Source organism: Streptomyces olivaceus (genome assembly GCF_000721235.1).
GTDB lineage: Bacteria > Actinomycetota > Actinomycetes > Streptomycetales > Streptomycetaceae > Streptomyces > Streptomyces olivaceus.
In genome coordinates, this window is the sequence record NZ_JOFH01000030.1 from 46,788 (window position 1) to 62,376 (window position 15,589).

11 protein-coding genes are annotated in these 15,589 nt (G+C 69.8%); 3 read left to right on the forward strand and 8 right to left on the reverse strand.

What is annotated here, in order from left to right:
- Positions 1-228: 228 nt before the first annotated feature.
- Positions 229-2,826, reverse strand: coding sequence for an ATP-dependent chaperone ClpB (clpB, locus tag IG94_RS0129090; protein ID WP_031043765.1), 2,598 nt, complete (start codon positions 2,824-2,826; stop codon positions 229-231).
- Between the two features lie 374 nt (positions 2,827-3,200).
- Positions 3,201-3,536, reverse strand: a complete 336-nt coding sequence (locus IG94_RS0129095; protein WP_031043768.1) for a Rieske (2Fe-2S) protein — start codon at positions 3,534-3,536, stop codon at positions 3,201-3,203.
- 277 nt (positions 3,537-3,813) lie between these two features.
- Between IG94_RS0129095 and IG94_RS0129105 the strand changes: the two genes are divergently transcribed.
- Together IG94_RS0129105 and IG94_RS0129110 are read left to right on the forward strand one after the other, a co-directional pair.
- Entirely contained in the window at positions 3,814-4,824 is a 1,011-nt protein-coding gene (locus IG94_RS0129105) for a helix-turn-helix transcriptional regulator (RefSeq protein ID WP_169752402.1), read from the forward strand.
- 28 nt (positions 4,825-4,852) lie between these two features.
- Positions 4,853-5,833 (forward strand): helix-turn-helix transcriptional regulator, encoded by a 981-nt coding sequence (locus IG94_RS0129110; RefSeq protein ID WP_031043778.1) that lies wholly within the window; start codon positions 4,853-4,855, stop codon positions 5,831-5,833.
- Here IG94_RS0129110 and IG94_RS0129115 read toward each other — a convergent pair.
- The 6 genes from IG94_RS0129115 to dnaK all read right to left on the reverse strand — a co-directional run bounded on the left by IG94_RS0129115 (position 5,799) and on the right by dnaK (position 12,709).
- Entirely contained in the window at positions 5,799-6,824 is a 1,026-nt protein-coding gene (locus tag IG94_RS0129115; protein ID WP_031043780.1) for a helix-turn-helix transcriptional regulator, read from the reverse strand. The genes IG94_RS0129110 and IG94_RS0129115 overlap by 35 nt on opposite strands.
- A 150-nt stretch (positions 6,825-6,974) precedes the next feature.
- Positions 6,975-8,081 (reverse strand): sugar ABC transporter substrate-binding protein, encoded by a 1,107-nt coding sequence (locus tag IG94_RS0129120; RefSeq protein WP_199790906.1) that lies wholly within the window; start codon positions 8,079-8,081, stop codon positions 6,975-6,977.
- Positions 8,082-8,460: 379 nt separating this feature from the next.
- Positions 8,461-8,928, reverse strand: coding sequence for a heat shock protein transcriptional repressor HspR (locus IG94_RS0129125; RefSeq protein ID WP_031043789.1), 468 nt, complete (start codon positions 8,926-8,928; stop codon positions 8,461-8,463).
- Between the two features lie 5 nt (positions 8,929-8,933).
- Positions 8,934-10,139, reverse strand: coding sequence for a molecular chaperone DnaJ (gene dnaJ, locus IG94_RS0129130; RefSeq protein ID WP_031043793.1), 1,206 nt, complete (start codon positions 10,137-10,139; stop codon positions 8,934-8,936).
- Positions 10,140-10,175: 36 nt separating this feature from the next.
- Entirely contained in the window at positions 10,176-10,847 is a 672-nt protein-coding gene (gene grpE / locus IG94_RS0129135) for a nucleotide exchange factor GrpE (RefSeq protein WP_031043794.1), read from the reverse strand.
- Complete coding sequence (gene dnaK, locus IG94_RS0129140) at positions 10,844-12,709, reverse strand: molecular chaperone DnaK (RefSeq protein WP_031043797.1); 1,866 nt, start codon at positions 12,707-12,709, stop codon at positions 10,844-10,846. The genes grpE and dnaK overlap by 4 nt, the downstream gene beginning before the upstream one ends.
- A 488-nt stretch (positions 12,710-13,197) precedes the next feature.
- Between dnaK and IG94_RS0129145 the strand changes: the two genes are divergently transcribed.
- Complete coding sequence (locus tag IG94_RS0129145) at positions 13,198-15,480, forward strand: (Fe-S)-binding protein (protein WP_031043799.1); 2,283 nt, start codon at positions 13,198-13,200, stop codon at positions 15,478-15,480.
- Positions 15,481-15,589: the final 109 nt, after the last annotated feature.

Consider the following 15,589-nt stretch of genomic DNA (forward strand, 5'->3'; position numbering starts at 1 on the left):
GTACGGATCTGGCCATCCTCCACCATGCGGGGAGGGGCGTGGCAAGCCCGCCGGGGCCCTGTCGGCCGTGGGCCGACCTGATCCGGCCGGTCGGGTGCAGCCGTGCGGCCCCCTCGGGTGCCGGCGTCGGCCGTTCCGGGTGCCGGCGTCCGACGGCGGGGCGCCGCCGGGCGTACGGCGGCCCGCCACCCACCTGGGGTGACGGGCCGCACGGCGTGCCGGTGGCGGCTACAGCGTCTTGCCGGTCGCCGGTCCCACGATCAGGTCGTCGCCGAACCGGTCCACGCGGACCGCGTCGCCGTCCTTGATCTCGCCGGAGAGGATCTCCCGGGCGAGCCGGTCGCCGATGGCGGTCTGGACGAGGCGGCGCAGCGGGCGGGCGCCGTACGCCGGGTCGTTGCCCTCCTCCGCCAGCCAGGCCAGGGCCTCGTCGGTGATCTCCAGGGTGAGGCGGCGCTCGGCGAGGCGCCGGGACAGGGACTCGATCTGGAGCCGCGCGATCCGGCTCAGCTCCTCCTTGCTGAGGGCCGAGAAGACCACGAGGTCGTCGAGCCGGTTGAGGAACTCCGGCTTGAAGGAGGACCGCACCACCTCGAGGACCTGCTGCTTCTTCTCCGCCTCGCCGGTCGTCGGGTCGACCAGGTACTGGCTGCCCAGGTTGGAGGTGAGGACCAGGATGGTGTTGCGGAAGTCGACGGTGCGGCCCTGGCCGTCGGTGAGGCGGCCGTCGTCCAGCACCTGGAGCAGGATGTCGAAGACCTCGGGGTGCGCCTTCTCCACCTCGTCGAGCAGCACGACGGTGTACGGCCGCCGCCGCACGGCCTCGGTGAGCTGGCCGCCCTCCTCGTAGCCGACGTATCCGGGCGGGGCGCCGACCAGGCGGGCCACGCTGTGCTTCTCGCTGTACTCCGACATGTCGATGCGGACCATGGCCCGCTCGTCGTCGAAGAGGAAGTCGGCGAGCGCCTTGGCCAGCTCGGTCTTGCCGACGCCGGTGGGGCCGAGGAAGAGGAACGAACCGGTCGGCCGGTCCGGGTCGGCGATCCCGGCGCGGGAGCGGCGTACGGCGTCGGAGACGGCGCGTACGGCCTCGGTCTGGCCGATGAGCCGCTTGCCCAGCTCGTCCTCCATGCGCAGCAGCTTCTGCGTCTCGCCCTCCAGGAGGCGGCCGGCGGGGATGCCGGTCCAGGCGGCGACGACGTCGGCGATGTCGTCGGCGCCGACCTCCTCCTTGACCATGGTGTCCCTGGCAACCTCCTCCTCGGCCTCGGAGGCGGCCTCCAGGTCGCGCTCCAGGGTGGGGATCTCGCCGTAGAGCAGCTTGGAGGCGCTGTCGAAGTCGCCGTCGCGCTGGGCGCGTTCGGCCTGCCCGCGCAGTTCGTCGAGCCGCTCCTTCAGCTCGCCGACCCGGTTGAGGGACTTCTTCTCCTTCTCCCAGCGGGCGTTGAGGCCGCGCAGTTCCTCCTCCTTGTCGGCGAGGTCGCGGCGCAGCCGGTCCAGGCGTTCGAGGGAGGCCGCGTCGGTCTCCTTGCCGATCGCCAGCTCCTCCATCTTCAACCGGTCGACGGCGCGCTGGAGTTCGTCGATCTCGACGGGGGACGAGTCGATCTCCATGCGCAGCCGCGAGGCGGCCTCGTCGACGAGGTCGATGGCCTTGTCGGGCAGGAACCGGGAGGTGATGTAGCGGTCGGACAGGCTCGCGGCGGCCACCAGGGCGCTGTCCGCGATCTGCACCTTGTGGTGGGCCTCGTAGCGGCCCTTGAGCCCGCGCAGGATCGCGATCGAGTCCTCGACGCTCGGCTCGGCGACCAGCACCTGCTGGAAGCGCCGCTCCAGGGCGGGGTCCTTCTCGATCCGCTCCCGGTACTCGTCCAGCGTGGTCGCGCCCACCATGCGCAGCTCGCCGCGCGCGAGCATGGGCTTGAGCATGTTCCCGGCGTCCATGGCGGAGTCGCCGCCGGCTCCGGCGCCGACGACGGTGTGCAGCTCGTCGATGAAGGTGATGATCTGCCCGTCGGAGTCCTTGATCTCCGCGAGCACGGTCTTCAGCCGCTCCTCGAACTCGCCCCGGTACTTGGCGCCGGCGACCATCGCGCCGAGGTCGAGGGCGACCAGCCGCTTGTCCTTCAGCGACTCGGGCACATCACCCTTGACGATCCGCTGGGCGAGCCCCTCGACGACGGCGGTCTTGCCGACGCCGGGCTCGCCGATGAGTACCGGGTTGTTCTTGGTGCGCCGGCTGAGCACCTGCACGACCCGCCGGATCTCCTGATCGCGCCCGATGACGGGGTCGAGCTTCCCGTCCCGCGCGGCGGCGGTGAAGTCGGTGCCGAACTTCTCCAGCGCCTTGTACTGCCCCTCGGGGTCCGCGGTGGTCACGCGGCGCCCTCCCCTGGCCTTGCGGAATGCCTCCTGCAGCTTCTTCGCACTGGCGCCCTGCCCCTCCAGTACCTCACCGGCCGCGCCGCCCTTCGCGGCGATGCCGAGGAGCAGGTGCTCGGTGGAGAGGTACTCGTCCCCGAGCTCCTTGGCGCGTGCCTGGGCGTCGGCGACCACGGCGAGCATCTCACGGCTGGGTTGCGGGGGTGCCACGGTGGACCCCGTGACGCTGGGCAGCCCGGCGACGATGCGCTCGGCGCCGGAGCGCACGGCGGCGAGGTCGGCCTCGACGGCGGCGAGCAGGTCGGTGATGTTCTCGTTGTCCTGCCCCTGGAGCAGAGCCAGCAGCAGGTGGGCGGGGGTGAGGTCGGCGTTCCCCTCGGTCACGGCCCGGTTGCTGGCCGCGTTGATCGCGTCCCGGCTCCGGTTGGTCAGCTCGGCGTCCACGTTCTGGCTCTCCTCCTCGCGTCGGCCGTCGGCGGTGTCCGGCCGGTCTCCATGGCTCCCGGTGTCCCCGGTACTGAGTCTCTCGATGTCTCTCGATTACTGACTCAGGCAACGTGCACAAAGTTGAGTCTATTCCACTCAAGGCAGGAACGGCACGTGTCCCCGCCGGGAGGCACCGGGGTCACCAGGGTGGCCGTGGCGGGTCGGGGCCGCGTCGCACGAGACCCTTTTCGGCCACTCTGCGGGCGGGGCCGGAAGCATGCGATACGGCGACATGTCCGCGCATACGACAGCGGCGTCACCGTGTTCAGGTCACGGTGACGCCGCTGCCGGGGGGAAGCACCTGAGCGATTTGTTACGACGGGGGAATCGCGTCAGGCACTGCGGGGGGTGGCCGAGAAGGTCCTCACTTCGAGGACGTCCGGCTGAGCGAGCCGGTGGTCCCTCTGATCCAGGTTCACAAAAATCATTCCGTACCGGATGGCACACCGCACAGGCTGCGGCGCCCCCCGAGGCCGCCGCAGACACCGGTACGCCCGCACGTCGCCGTCCTCGTCCAGCGTGACGACGACCGGCTCTCCGAAGACGGTCACCATCAACGAGTCACCGGGGTGGGGGATCGCGGTGACCAGGTCGATGAAGTGCCAGCCGGAGCGGTAGGCGGTCGCCATCTCTCGACGGAAGGAACGGTCGTCGGGTGGGGTCGTCATGGCGATCAGTTCCAGGAGGTGTCGTCGGCAACGTCCGCACCCGCGACCACCGCCGTAGACCCCGCATCCGCCCGGACGTCGCTGGACTTGCCGGCCAGGCCGCTCGCGGCCCCGAACACCACAACGGCGGAAAGAGCAGCGGCAAGTACCGAGCGAAGCATTCTCTTACTCATAGTCGGCTTCGTCCTCACTCGATGGTCTCCTCTTCCCCCGTCGGATAAGACGATGGCTCATTCAGGCACGTCATGGCCACACAATCGGTGCATCATGTTCCTGCATGTTCAGGACCCTGGGGGGTGGAAAATTGGGGACAAATGAGACACAAGCGGCACATCCCCACGCCATAACCGATCTGTGTGACGAAGGCAGCCGAATCTACGTCACCGCGCTGCGGGCGGGCCGCGTCGCTCGTGCGGACGTCGAGTCGGCACCCTGCCTCATGGAGTTCGCCCTGCTCCACCCCGACCCGGACGACGCCACCTGGCTGCGCCCCGTGCCTCCGACGGTCGCGCTCGCACAGCGTCTTCACCCGATCGAGCGGGAGATCACGGAGCACCGGCGCCTCGCCGTCCAGATGGCCGACGCGTTCGAGCCGTTCATGGCCGCAAGCGCGCAGGACACCGCCTCCACTCACGCCATCACCGTGCTGGAGGGCAGGGACCGGATCAACGCGGCGCTCAACCTCGCCACCTCCCAGAGCCAGACCGAGGTGCTCACCGTGCAGCCCGGCGGCCGCCGGCTGGAGAGCAACCTGCTGAAGGGCCTCGAACGCGACAGGCCCCTGCTCGATCGCGGGGTGCGGCTACGGACCCTCTACCAGCACACGGCCCGGCACAGCCCGGAGACACTCGCGTACGTGGATCAGATCGCCACGGGCAAGGTCGAGGTCCGCACCATCGACGAGCTGGTCGAGCGGCTCATCATCTGCGACGAGACCGTCGCGTTCATTCCGACCCGGGAGGACCGGCAGGTCGCCCTGGAACTTCGCCACCCGGGGCTGGTGCGGTACCTGATCAAGGTCTTCGAGTTCATGTGGGCCCGTGCGGTGCCGCTCAAGGTGGGAACGCCGTACGAAACCGCTCCCGACGGCATCACCGACATCCAGCACTCCATCGCCAAGCTCCTGGTGGAGGGGCACGTCGACGAGGCCATCGCCCGCCGGCTGGGCATGAACGTCCGGACCTGCCGGGCCCACATCGCCAAGCTGGCCTTGGCCCTCGGCAGCGGCAGTCGCGCCCAACTCGGCTTCCTCATTGCTCAGTCCGGGATCCTGGAGAAGGATCAGTGATCCCCAGCAACGAAGAGAGAGCCCCCACGTGACCCCGAAGACGCATCGCCACGGAGCGGAGGAGTTGTGCGACGCGGGTCTGGAGCTCTATGCCCGCGCGCTGCGCGAAGGCCACCTTCCCAGCACCGCGGTAGCGGCTGCTCCCTGCCTGCTCGACCACGACCTGCTCCACCCCGCCGTCGAGGACCTGGACCGGCTGGAGCCCGTGTCGCCGACTGTCGCACTGCAACGCCTGCTCCGTTCTTCCGAGGAGCGCGTTGCCGGCGAACGCCGCCGCGGACAGCGACTCGCCGACACCTTCGAGCCCCTCATACGTCTGGGCGCCGGAGACACCGCCCACACGGACACCCCTGCCCTCAGGATTCTCAGCAGCAAACGGCGTACGACTCAGGCCATCGAGGACGCGATGGCCAAGGGCAGACGTGAGATCCTCGCGATCCAGCCGTACGACTCGCACGTCACCAGACGCCCCGAAGTACTCGAAGGGGCGATCAAGCGGGACCAGGAGTTCCTCGACCGCGGTGCCCGTGTCCGTGCGCTGTACCAGCACACGGCCCGGCACGCCGGCTACGCCCGCGCCCGCTACGAGCAGCTCACCGGTGACGTCGAGGCGCGGACGCTGGACGAGGTCACCGACCGGCTCATCATCGTCGACCGCACCGTCGCCTTCATCCCCGCCAGCACCGACCGCTCACTCGCCCTCGAAGTACGCCACCCCGCACTCATCGCCTACTTCGTCAACACCTTCGACCGCCTCTGGCACCTCGCCACCCCCATGCACCCCCAAGCCGTGCACCCACCCACCCTCAACGGCATCACCCCACGCCAACGCGCCATCGCCGCCCTCCTCGTCGAAGGCCACACCGACACCGACATAGCCGACCGCCTCGGCATGAACGTCCGCACCGCCCGCGTCCACATAGCCAAACTCGCCACCACCCTCGGCAGCGAAAGCAGAGCCCAACTCGGCTACCTCATCGGGCAGTCCGGGATTCTCGACCAGGGATGACGACCGGGGCCGGGGAGCCGTCCAGGCCCGCCTGGGCGATGCGGACGCCCAACTGCGTGCGGCTGGCCGCGCCCAGCGTCTCCGACAGGCGGGCGATGTGCGCGCGGGCCGTGCGGACGCTGATGCCGAGGCGTTCCGCGATCACCGCGTCCTGGTGGCCCTCCGCGAGGAGCGCCGCGATGGACTGCTCGCGGTGCGAGATGCCCTTGATGCCGGTGTCGGGGAGCGGTGCCGTGAGCGGGATCGCCAGGCGCCACAGGCGTTCGAAGACGGTCACCAGGTAGGCGATCAGGGCGGGGTGGCGCAGCTCCAGGGCCATCGTGCGGTCGGTGTTGGCGGGGATGAAGGCGACCGTGCGGTCGAAGAGGATCAGGCGGTCGATGACCTCGTCCAGGGTGCGGGCCTCCACCGCGTCGCCCATCAGCTCCAGGTAGTTGAGCAGACCCTGCCCGTGCCGGGCCACGTGCGTGTACATGTCCCGCATCCGCACCCCGCGCCCGCGCAGCGCCAGCGCCCGGTGCAGGCCCTCCGACAGCTCCGCCTCCCGCCGGATGCCGCCCGGCTGGACCGTGAGGACCTCCGCCGTGCACGCCTGGGTCGCCTCGTCCATCGCCGTCTGGATGCGGGAGAGACCGTCGAGGACCCGGATCGCGGCGCTCTCGGTGCCCGCGGGGCCCTGCGGCGCCCCGCCGAGACCCGCGTACCACTCGAAGGCCTCCACCGCCGAACCCACCCGCCGCTGGCTCTCGCTGACCTCCTCCCGCACCCCGCGCAGCAGCCGCGTCATGACCTCCTGCGGCGAGGTCGGCACCAGCCAGTCCATGTCGTCGGGATCGGGGTGCAGCAGGGCCAGTTCCAGGAGGCAGGGCACCTGCTCGGCGTCCCGGCGCGGCACCCGGCCACGCCGTACGGCCCGGGAGTACACGCGGTCACCGGCGGCGCACAGCCGGTCGGCGCCGTGCGGATGTTCCTGAGCCCCGTGCCCGGCCATCGCCCATCCCACCCCCGGTTCCGGCTCCTTCCGCAGCGCAACTATGCGCGGCCGGGACCCGCTCCGCAACACGGCTCCGGGCCCGGGAGCGCGGGGAGAACGCCGGTTACCGCCGGTACGCCCAGGCCGGACGGAGTGGCCGGCCCCGCGTCACTTCAGCCCGATCTCCTTGCACGCGTCCGCGTACTTGGCGGTGCAGATGTCGCTCACCTCGTAGAAGCCCTCCGCGACGACGGTCTCCTCGATGTTGCCCTTGGTGAGGGCGACCACGGGGACGAGCTGGGCGGGGATGGACTTGTCGGTGGGGCTGTCGACCTTGTCGCGGGCGAGGGCGTCGAACTGGATGTCCCGGCCCTGGACCCGGGCCACCGCCATCTCCGCGGCGTTCTCCGCCTCCTGCGGGTAGGACTTGTAGACGCTCATGTACTGCTCGCCGGTGACGATCCGCTGCACCGCGGGAAGGTCCGCGTCCTGCCCCGTGATCGGCGGGAGGTCGGTGACGCCCGCGTCCTTCAGGGACTTGATGATGCCGCCCGCCATGCCGTCGTTGGCGGAGTAGACGCCCGCGATGCCGTCCTTGCCGAGCTTCTCGATCGCCTCGGTCATGTTCGCCCTGGCGTTCTCCGGCTTCCAGCCCTCGGTGTCGAAGGACTGGGCGACCGTCACCTTGCCGCTCAGCTCGGACAGCGCGCCCGCCTTGAACTGCTTGGCGTTGGGGTCGGTGGAGGAGCCGTTGATCATGACGACCTTGTCGGACTCGTCCGCGTCCGGGCCGAGGGCCTCAAGGAGCGAACGGCCCTGGACCTCGCCGACCAGCTCGTTGTCGAAGGAGATGTAGGCGTCGATCGGCCCCTCGGCCAGCCGGTCGTAGGCGATGACCGGGATCCCGGCGTCCTTGGCCTTCTGCACGCTGTCCCCGATCGCGTGCGCGTCGACCGCGTCCAGGACGATCACGTCGACCCGGTCGTCGACCATCTGCTGCATCTGCCCGGCCTGCTTCTGGGCGCTCGCCTCGGCGTTGGCGTACTTGACGCTGCCCGCGTCCCGGGTCAGCTCACCGACCTTCTCCTTGAAGAAGGGGTAGTCGAACTGCTCGTAGCGGGTGTTCTCCTTCTCCGGCAGCAGCAGTCCGACGGTGATGTCGTTGCCCTTGGTCGGGCTCGCGTCGTCGCTGCTCTCCGTCGCCCCGAGCACGCCGCAGCCGGCCAGCACGACGGACATGGAGGTAATGGCCACTGATATGGCGATACGGCGCATGTGAAGGCTCACTTCGGGTGCGATTCGGGACGTGGGCACAGCAGTGCGGCCCATGTGACTGAAAAGCCAACGCTTCACCCACCACCGCCGTCAAGGGGCAATCACTTAACGAGATGGGCACAGTAGGTTCACCCGGACAGGAAAAGGTGCCGGGGAGACGGCGCGCAGGGCTGCCACGTGCACACCGGACGTTCACGTGCGCGACCGCGCGACCCGCCCGCCGAAAGGCCGGCCGACCCGGCACACGGCGCCCGGCACAGGGCACACCGCGCCCGGCACACGGCACGGGACGCCCGGCGGGCACGGGGACGCGAAGGGGCCCGGGAGTCCGCGTACGGAATCCCGGGCCCCTCGGACGTGCCGGACGGCCGGCGCGCCGTCAGTCCGACTGCTGCCGCTTCGGGCGCCACACGACCAACGCGCTGGTCTGCTGCACCTCCTGGTACGGCACCAGGTCACGGCGGTACGACGCGTGCACCGCCGCCTCCCGCTGACGCATCGCCGTCGCCGCTCCGTCGAGGGCGTCGGCCATGTCCGCCACTCGCGCCTGGAGGGCGGCGACCTGGGTCTCCAGTTCGATGATGCGCTTGATGCCGGCCAGGTTGATGCCCTCGTCCTGCGACAACTGCTGCACCTGGCGGAGCAGTTCGATGTCGCGGGCCGAGTAGCGACGGCCGCGCCCGGCCGTGCGGTCCGGGGAGACCAGGCCGAGGCGGTCGTACTGGCGCAGGGTCTGCGGGTGCAGACCGGAGAGCTGGGCCGCCACCGAGATGACGTAGACCGGGGTGTCCTCGGTCAGTTCGTACGGTGAGAAACCCCCGCGCCCGCGGGGACTGCGGCCGTCCATCTCGATCAAGCTCCCTTCGCGGCCTGGAACAACTCCGCCCGCGGATCCTCGTCCGCGGTCGCCTCGCGATACGCCTCCAGTGCGTCACGAGCCTTCCCCGTCAGGTCCTTCGGAACACTTACCTCGATGGTGACCAGGAGGTCCCCGCGGGTACCGTCCTTGCGGACCGCGCCCTTGCCCCGGGCCCGCAGGGTGCGGCCGTTGGGCGTACCCGCCGGCAGCTTCAGCGTGACGGGCGGACCGCCCAGGGTCGGCACCCGGATCTCCCCGCCGAGGGCGGCCTCGGTGTAGGTGACCGGGACGGTGACGGTGAGGTTGTCGCCCCTGCGGCCGAAGACGGGGTGGTCCTTGACGTGCACCACCACGTACAGGTCGCCCGCCGGGCCGCCCCGCTCGCCCGGCGTGCCCTTGCCGCGCAGCCGGATGCGCTGCCCGTCCGACACCCCGGCCGGGATGCGGACCTGCATCGTCCGCGAGGACTTGGCGCGTCCGGAGCCCTTGCAGACGTCGCAGGGGTCCTCGGCGATCAGGCCGCGGCCCTTGCAGTCCGGGCACGGGTCGGTGAGCGAGAACCCGCCGCCCGAGCCCCGGGCGACCTGCCCGGTGCCGACGCAGGTCGGGCACACGCGCGGCGTGCCGTTCTTGTCGCCGGTGCCCGAACAGGCCTTGCAGGGCGCCTGCGAGGACATCCGCAGCGGGACGGTCGCGCCCTCGATGGCCTCCGTGAAGCTCAGGGTGACCTCGGACTCGATGTCCTGCCCGCGCCGCGGCTGCGTACGCGGGCCGGTCCCCGTGCCGGGTCCGCCGGTGCGGTTGAACAGCCCGCCGAAGACGTCGCCGAGCCCGCCGCCGAAACCGCCGGCGCCACCCTGTCCGCCCCCGCCCTGGGGGCCGCCCCCGAAGAGGTCGCCCAGGTCGAAGTTGAAGGTGCCGCCGCCCCCGCCCGCGCCAGGCCCGGGCCGGAACCCGCCGTTGCCGAAGAGCGAGCGGGCCTCGTCGTACTCCTTGCGCTTCTTGGGGTCGCCGAGGATGTCATTGGCCTCGGAGATCTCCTTGAAGCGCTCCTCCGCCCTGGCGTTCCCCTTGTTGGCGTCCGGGTGGTTCTCGCGGGCGAGCTTCCGGTACGCCTTCTTGATCTCCGCCTCGGTGGCGTCCTTGGGGACGCCGAGGACCTTGTAGTAGTCCTTCTCGATGAAGTCCTTGGTGCTCATCCCCGACGTCCCTCCTTCCCTTGCTCTGCGATCGGGTCAGCCCTCCTCCGGGCCACCGCTCTCCTTGTTGCTCGGGGAGTCGGCGGAGTCGGCGGACGCCTCGGTGCTCTCCTCGGCCGGCTTGACCGTCTGGGCACCCGGCTGCGGCTCGGCGACCGCCACCCGCGCGGGGCGGATGGTGCGTTCGCCGATCCGGTACCCGGGCTGCAGAATCGCCACGCACGTCGTCTCGGTGACGTCGGGTGCGTAGGAGTGCATCAGGGCCTCGTGGATCGTCGGGTCGAAGGGCTCGCCCTCCTTGCCGAACTGCTGGAGGCCCATCTTGGTGATGATCCCCTCCAGCGAATCCGCCACGGACTTGAAGCCGCCGACCAGTTCGCCGTGGTCCCGGGCCCGACCGATGTCGTCGAGCACGGGAAGCAGTTCGGACAGGAGGTTCGCCACGGCGACCTCCTTGACCGCGACGCGGTCCCGCTCGACCCGGCGGCGGTAGTTCTGGTACTCGGCCTGGAGTCGCTGGAGGTCCGCCGTGCGCTCGCCGAGCGCCGTGCGCACCTGGTCCAGCTGGGCCACCAGGCCCGCGTTCTCGCTCGCGTCCCCGGCCGGGGCCGCCCCCTCTTCGGAGGCGGCCTGCGGCTCGGCGTCGTCAGGGGTGGCGCCGGAGGGGACGTCGGGCTTCTCCTCGAAGCCCGGGGTCTCCTCCGTCACGCGGCACCGTCCTTGCGCTCGTCGTCCACGATCTCGGCGTCGACGACGTCGTCGTCGGCGGCCTTGTCACCGGCAGCGGCACCGGCACCCGCGCCCGCTCCGGCGCCCGGGGCCTCGCCGCCGGCGGCCTGGGCGTCGGCGTACATGGCCTGGCCCAGCTTCTGCGAGACGGCGGCGACCTTCTCCGTGGCGGTGCGGATCTCGGCGGTGTCCTCGCCCTTGAGCTTCTCCTTCAGCTCGGCGACGGACTCCTCGACCTCGGTCTTGATCTCGCCGGGGACCTTGTCCTCGTTGTCCTTGAGGAACTTCTCCGTCTGGTAGACGAGCTGCTCGCCCTGGTTGCGGGACTCGGCGGCCTCGCGGCGGGCGTGGTCCTCCTCCGCGTACTTCTCGGCCTCCTGGCGCATCCGGTCGACCTCGTCCTTCGGCAGCGAGGAGCCGCCGGTGACGGTCATCTTCTGCTCCTTGCCCGTGCCCAGGTCCTTCGCGGTCACGTGCATGATGCCGTTGGCGTCGATGTCGAAGGCGACCTCGATCTGCGGGACGCCGCGGGGCGCCGGCGGCAGACCGGTCAGCTCGAACATCCCGAGCTTCTTGTTGTACGCCGCGATCTCGCGCTCGCCCTGGTAGACCTGGATCTGCACGGAGGGCTGGTTGTCCTCGGCGGTGGTGAAGATCTCCGAGCGCTTCGTCGGGATCGTCGTGTTCCGCTCGATGAGCTTGGTCATGATGCCGCCCTTGGTCTCGATGCCGAGGGACAGCGGGGTGACGTCGAGGAGCAGGACGTCCTTGACCTCGCCCTTGAGGACACCGGCCTGCAGGGCGGCGCCGATGGCGACGACCTCGTCCGGGTTGACACCCTTGTTGGCGTCCTTGCCGCCGGTGAGGTCCTTGACCAGCTCGGCGACGGCGGGCATACGGGTCGAGCCGCCGACGAGGACGACGTGGTCGATCTCGGACAGCTGGATGCCGGCGTCCTTGATGACGTTGTGGAACGGCGTCTTGCACCGCTCGAGCAGGTCGGCCGTCAGCTGCTGGAACTGCGCCCGGGTCAGCTTCTCGTCGAGGTGCAGCGGACCCTCGGCGGAGGCGGTGATGTAGGGCAGGTTGATGTTGGTCTCGGTCGAGGAGGACAGCTCGATCTTGGCCTTCTCGGCGGCCTCGCGGAGGCGCTGGAGGGCCATCTTGTCCTTGCCGAGGTCCACGCCGTGGCCGGACTGGAACTGCTTGACCAGGTAGTCGACGACGCGCTGGTCCCAGTCGTCGCCACCGAGGTTGTTGTCACCGTTGGTGGCCTTCACCTCGACGACGCCGTCGCCGATCTCCAGGAGCGAGACGTCGAACGTACCGCCACCGAGGTCGAAGACCAGGATGACCTGCTCGTCCTTGTCCAGGCCGTACGCCAGCGCGGCGGCGGTCGGCTCGTTGACGATGCGCAGGACGTTCAGGCCCGCGATCTCGCCGGCCTCCTTGGTGGCCTGGCGCTCGGCGTCGTTGAAGTACGCCGGGACGGTGATGACCGCGTCGGCCACCTTCTCACCGAGGTAGGACTCGGCGTCCCGCTTCAGCTTCTGCAGCACGAAGGCGCTGATCTGCTGCGGGTTGAAGTCCTTGCCGTCCAGGTTGACCGACCAGTCGGTGCCCATGTGGCGCTTGACCGAGCGGATGGTCCTGTCGACGTTCGTGACCGCCTGGCGCTTGGCCACCTCGCCGACCAGCACCTCGCCGTTCTTGGCGAAGGCGACGACGGACGGCGTGGTCCTGGCGCCCTCGGCGTTGGTGATGACGGTGGGCTCGCCGCCCTCCAGAACGCTGACGACGGAGTTAGTCGTGCCCAGGTCGATGCCGACCGCACGTGCCATGGTGAATAACCTCCAGCTGACTTGAGTGGAACAGGCTCAAGTGTGCACGACGCCCCGCGCTGGGTCAACAGAGGTGAGTCGAGCCGACTCAACTCTTATCCGTTCCTTACGCGCAACGGCGCCTCGACCTGCACCTTCTCGACCCGCCCGGCCCGGCGAACCGGAAAAATCACCTCAGCGGGGGTGACACCCCACCGGGGGTCGGAGTACCCCGTGGGGCCACACGCGACCGCGCCGGGGCCCTTGGAGCACCACACCCCGCACGCAACCGCGCCGGGACCCCTTGGACCGCCGCACCCCGCATCCGGCGAGCGGTGTCGGCCCCCGGACTCCGGGCAGGTGGTCAGGGTTGCCTCAGCGACGCAGATCACCGCACGTCCGACTACAGTGCGGCGAGGGATGGGGGTAGTCTCGGACAGACTGATTAAGTTACCGCTTAGTAATAACCGCTCAGTAATACCTCCCCTCGCAGCCCGAGGAGCCCCCAAATGCAACTCGCCGCGATCATCGTGTCGCTGGTCCTGATCGTGGTCGGCGTGGCGCTGTTCGGCCGCGCCGTCCTGCAGATCGTCACCTACCTGCGGCTGGGCCAGCCGGTGCCGGCCGGAACGCGGACCGACGACCCCGCAGGCCGCACCGTCACCGTGGTCAGGGAGTTCCTCGGCCACACCCGGATGAACCGCTGGGGCGTCGTCGGGATCGCGCACTGGTTCGTGGCGGTGGGCTTCTTCTCCCTGCTGCTGACGATCGTCAACGCCGTCGGCCAGCTCTTCCGGGCCGACTGGCTGCTGCCGGTCGTCGGCGAGTGGGCGCCGTACAACGTCTTCGTCGAGTTCATCGGCACCATGACCGTGCTCGGCATCCTGGTCCTGATCGGCATCCGGCAGCTGTCCCACCCGCGCAAGCCGGGCCGCAAGTCCCGCTTCGCCGGCTCCAACTTCGGCCAGGCGTACTTCGTCGAGGCCGTCATCCTCATCGTCGGCGTCTGCATCTTCATGCTGCACGCGCTCGAGGGCGCCCAGCACCACGTGGACAGCTACGAGGCATCCTTCTTCATCTCCTACCCGGTGGTGTCGTGGCTGGAGGGCATGGACCTCGCCACGCTCCAGAACCTCACCTACTTCTTCGCCGGCCTGAAGATCGCCACCTCCTTCATCTGGATGATCACGGTCGCCCTGAAGACCGACATGGGCGTCGCCTGGCACCGCTTCCTGGCCTTCCCCAACATCTGGTTCAAGCGCGACGCCAAGGGCGGCACCGCACTGGGCGGACTGCTGCCCATGACGTCGGGCGGCGAGCCGATCGACTTCACCGACCCCGGCGAGGACGACGTCTTCGGCGTCTCCCAGGTCGAGCAGTTCTCCTGGAAGGGCCTGCTGGACTTCTCCACCTGCACCGAGTGCGGCCGCTGCCAGTCGCAGTGCCCCGCCTGGAACACCGGCAAGCCGCTCTCCCCCAAGCTCCTGATCATGTCCCTGCGCGACCACGCGCACGCCAAGGCCCCCTACCTGCTGGCCGGCGGCGGCAAGACCATGGAGGGCGAGGAGAAGGCGTCCGAGGAGCAGCTCGCCCAGGTGCCCGCCGCCGCCCTCGCGGAGGCCGAGCGCCCGCTGATCGGCACCCTCGAGGAGCAGGGCGTCATCGACCCCGACGTCCTGTGGTCCTGCACCACCTGCGGCGCCTGCGTCGAGCAGTGCCCCGTGGACATCGAGCACGTCGACCACATCGTCGACATGCGCCGCTACCAGGTCATGATCGAGTCGGCGTTCCCCTCCGAGGCCGGCACCATGCTCAAGAACCTGGAGAAGAAGGGCAACCCCTGGGGCCTGGCCAAGAAGCAGCGCCTGGAGTGGCTCAAGGAGCTGGACTTCGAGGTCCCGGTCGTCGGCAAGGACATCGAGGACCTCACCGAGGTCGAGTACCTCTACTGGGTCGGCTGCGCCGGCGCCCTGGAGGACCGTGCCAAGAAGACGACGAAGGCCTTCGCCGAGCTGCTCCACATCGCGGGCGTCAAGTTCGCGATCATGGGCGGCGACGAGAAGTGCACCGGCGACTCCGCCCGCCGCCTCGGCAACGAGCCCCTGTTCCAGGAACTCGGCATGGAGAACGTCATGTCCCTCAACGCCGCCTTCGGCGAGGAGACGGACGACGACGGCAAGGTCACCGACGAGTCCAGGAAGCCCAAGTCGGCCAAGAAGATCGTCGCCACCTGCCCGCACTGCCTCAACACCCTCGGCAACGAGTACCCGCAGCTCGGCGGCGACTACGAGGTCGTCCACCACACCCAACTGCTCCAGCACCTCGTCGACGAGGGCAGGCTCACCCCGGTCACCCCGGTCGAGGGCATCATCACCTACCACGACCCGTGCTACCTGGGCCGCCACAACAAGATCTACACGCCGCCGCGCGAGATCATCGCCGCCGTCCCGGGCGTGCGCAACGAGGAGATGCACCGCCACAAGGAGCGCGGATTCTGCTGCGGTGCGGGCGGCGCCCGGATGTGGATGGAGGAGCGGATCGGCAAGCGCATCAACAACGAGCGCGTCGACGAGGCCCTCTCCGTCAACCCCGACATCGTCTCCACCGCCTGCCCCTTCTGCCTCGTCATGCTCACCGACTCCGTCAACGGCAAGAAGAACGACGGCAAGGCGAAGGAATCCATCCAGGTCGTCGACGTGGCCCAGCTCCTCCTGGACTCCGTCAAGACCCCGGCCGACCCGACCGGCGAGCCGGAGCCGGAGAGCGCGCCGACCCCGGAACCGGTGAAGTAGCACCGCCCTCCCGCCCCCAGGACCCGACCGACACCCCCGAGTTCGTCCGAACCGGGGGTGTCGCCGTGTGCCGGACCGCGTGCATCATTACCCGGTCACCGGCGGGGGC

What these genes read in the sequence shown, in the direction of transcription:
- IG94_RS0129095 (WP_031043768.1), bottom strand. Translation starts at nt 3,536, where the DNA reads ATGACGACCCCACCCGACGACCGTTCCTTCCGTCGAGAGATGGCGACC.
- IG94_RS0129105 (WP_169752402.1), top strand. Translation starts at nt 3,814, where the DNA reads ATGTTCAGGACCCTGGGGGGTGGAAAATTGGGGACAAATGAGACACAA.
- IG94_RS0129115 (WP_031043780.1), bottom strand. Translation starts at nt 6,824, where the DNA reads ATGGCCGGGCACGGGGCTCAGGAACATCCGCACGGCGCCGACCGGCTG.
- IG94_RS0129120 (WP_199790906.1), bottom strand. Translation starts at nt 8,081, where the DNA reads ATGCGCCGTATCGCCATATCAGTGGCCATTACCTCCATGTCCGTCGTG.
- IG94_RS0129125 (WP_031043789.1), bottom strand. Translation starts at nt 8,928, where the DNA reads ATGGACGGCCGCAGTCCCCGCGGGCGCGGGGGTTTCTCACCGTACGAA.
- dnaJ (WP_031043793.1), bottom strand. Translation starts at nt 10,139, where the DNA reads ATGAGCACCAAGGACTTCATCGAGAAGGACTACTACAAGGTCCTCGGC.
- dnaK (WP_031043797.1), bottom strand. Translation starts at nt 12,709, where the DNA reads ATGGCACGTGCGGTCGGCATCGACCTGGGCACGACTAACTCCGTCGTC.
- IG94_RS0129145 (WP_031043799.1), top strand. Translation starts at nt 13,198, where the DNA reads ATGCAACTCGCCGCGATCATCGTGTCGCTGGTCCTGATCGTGGTCGGC.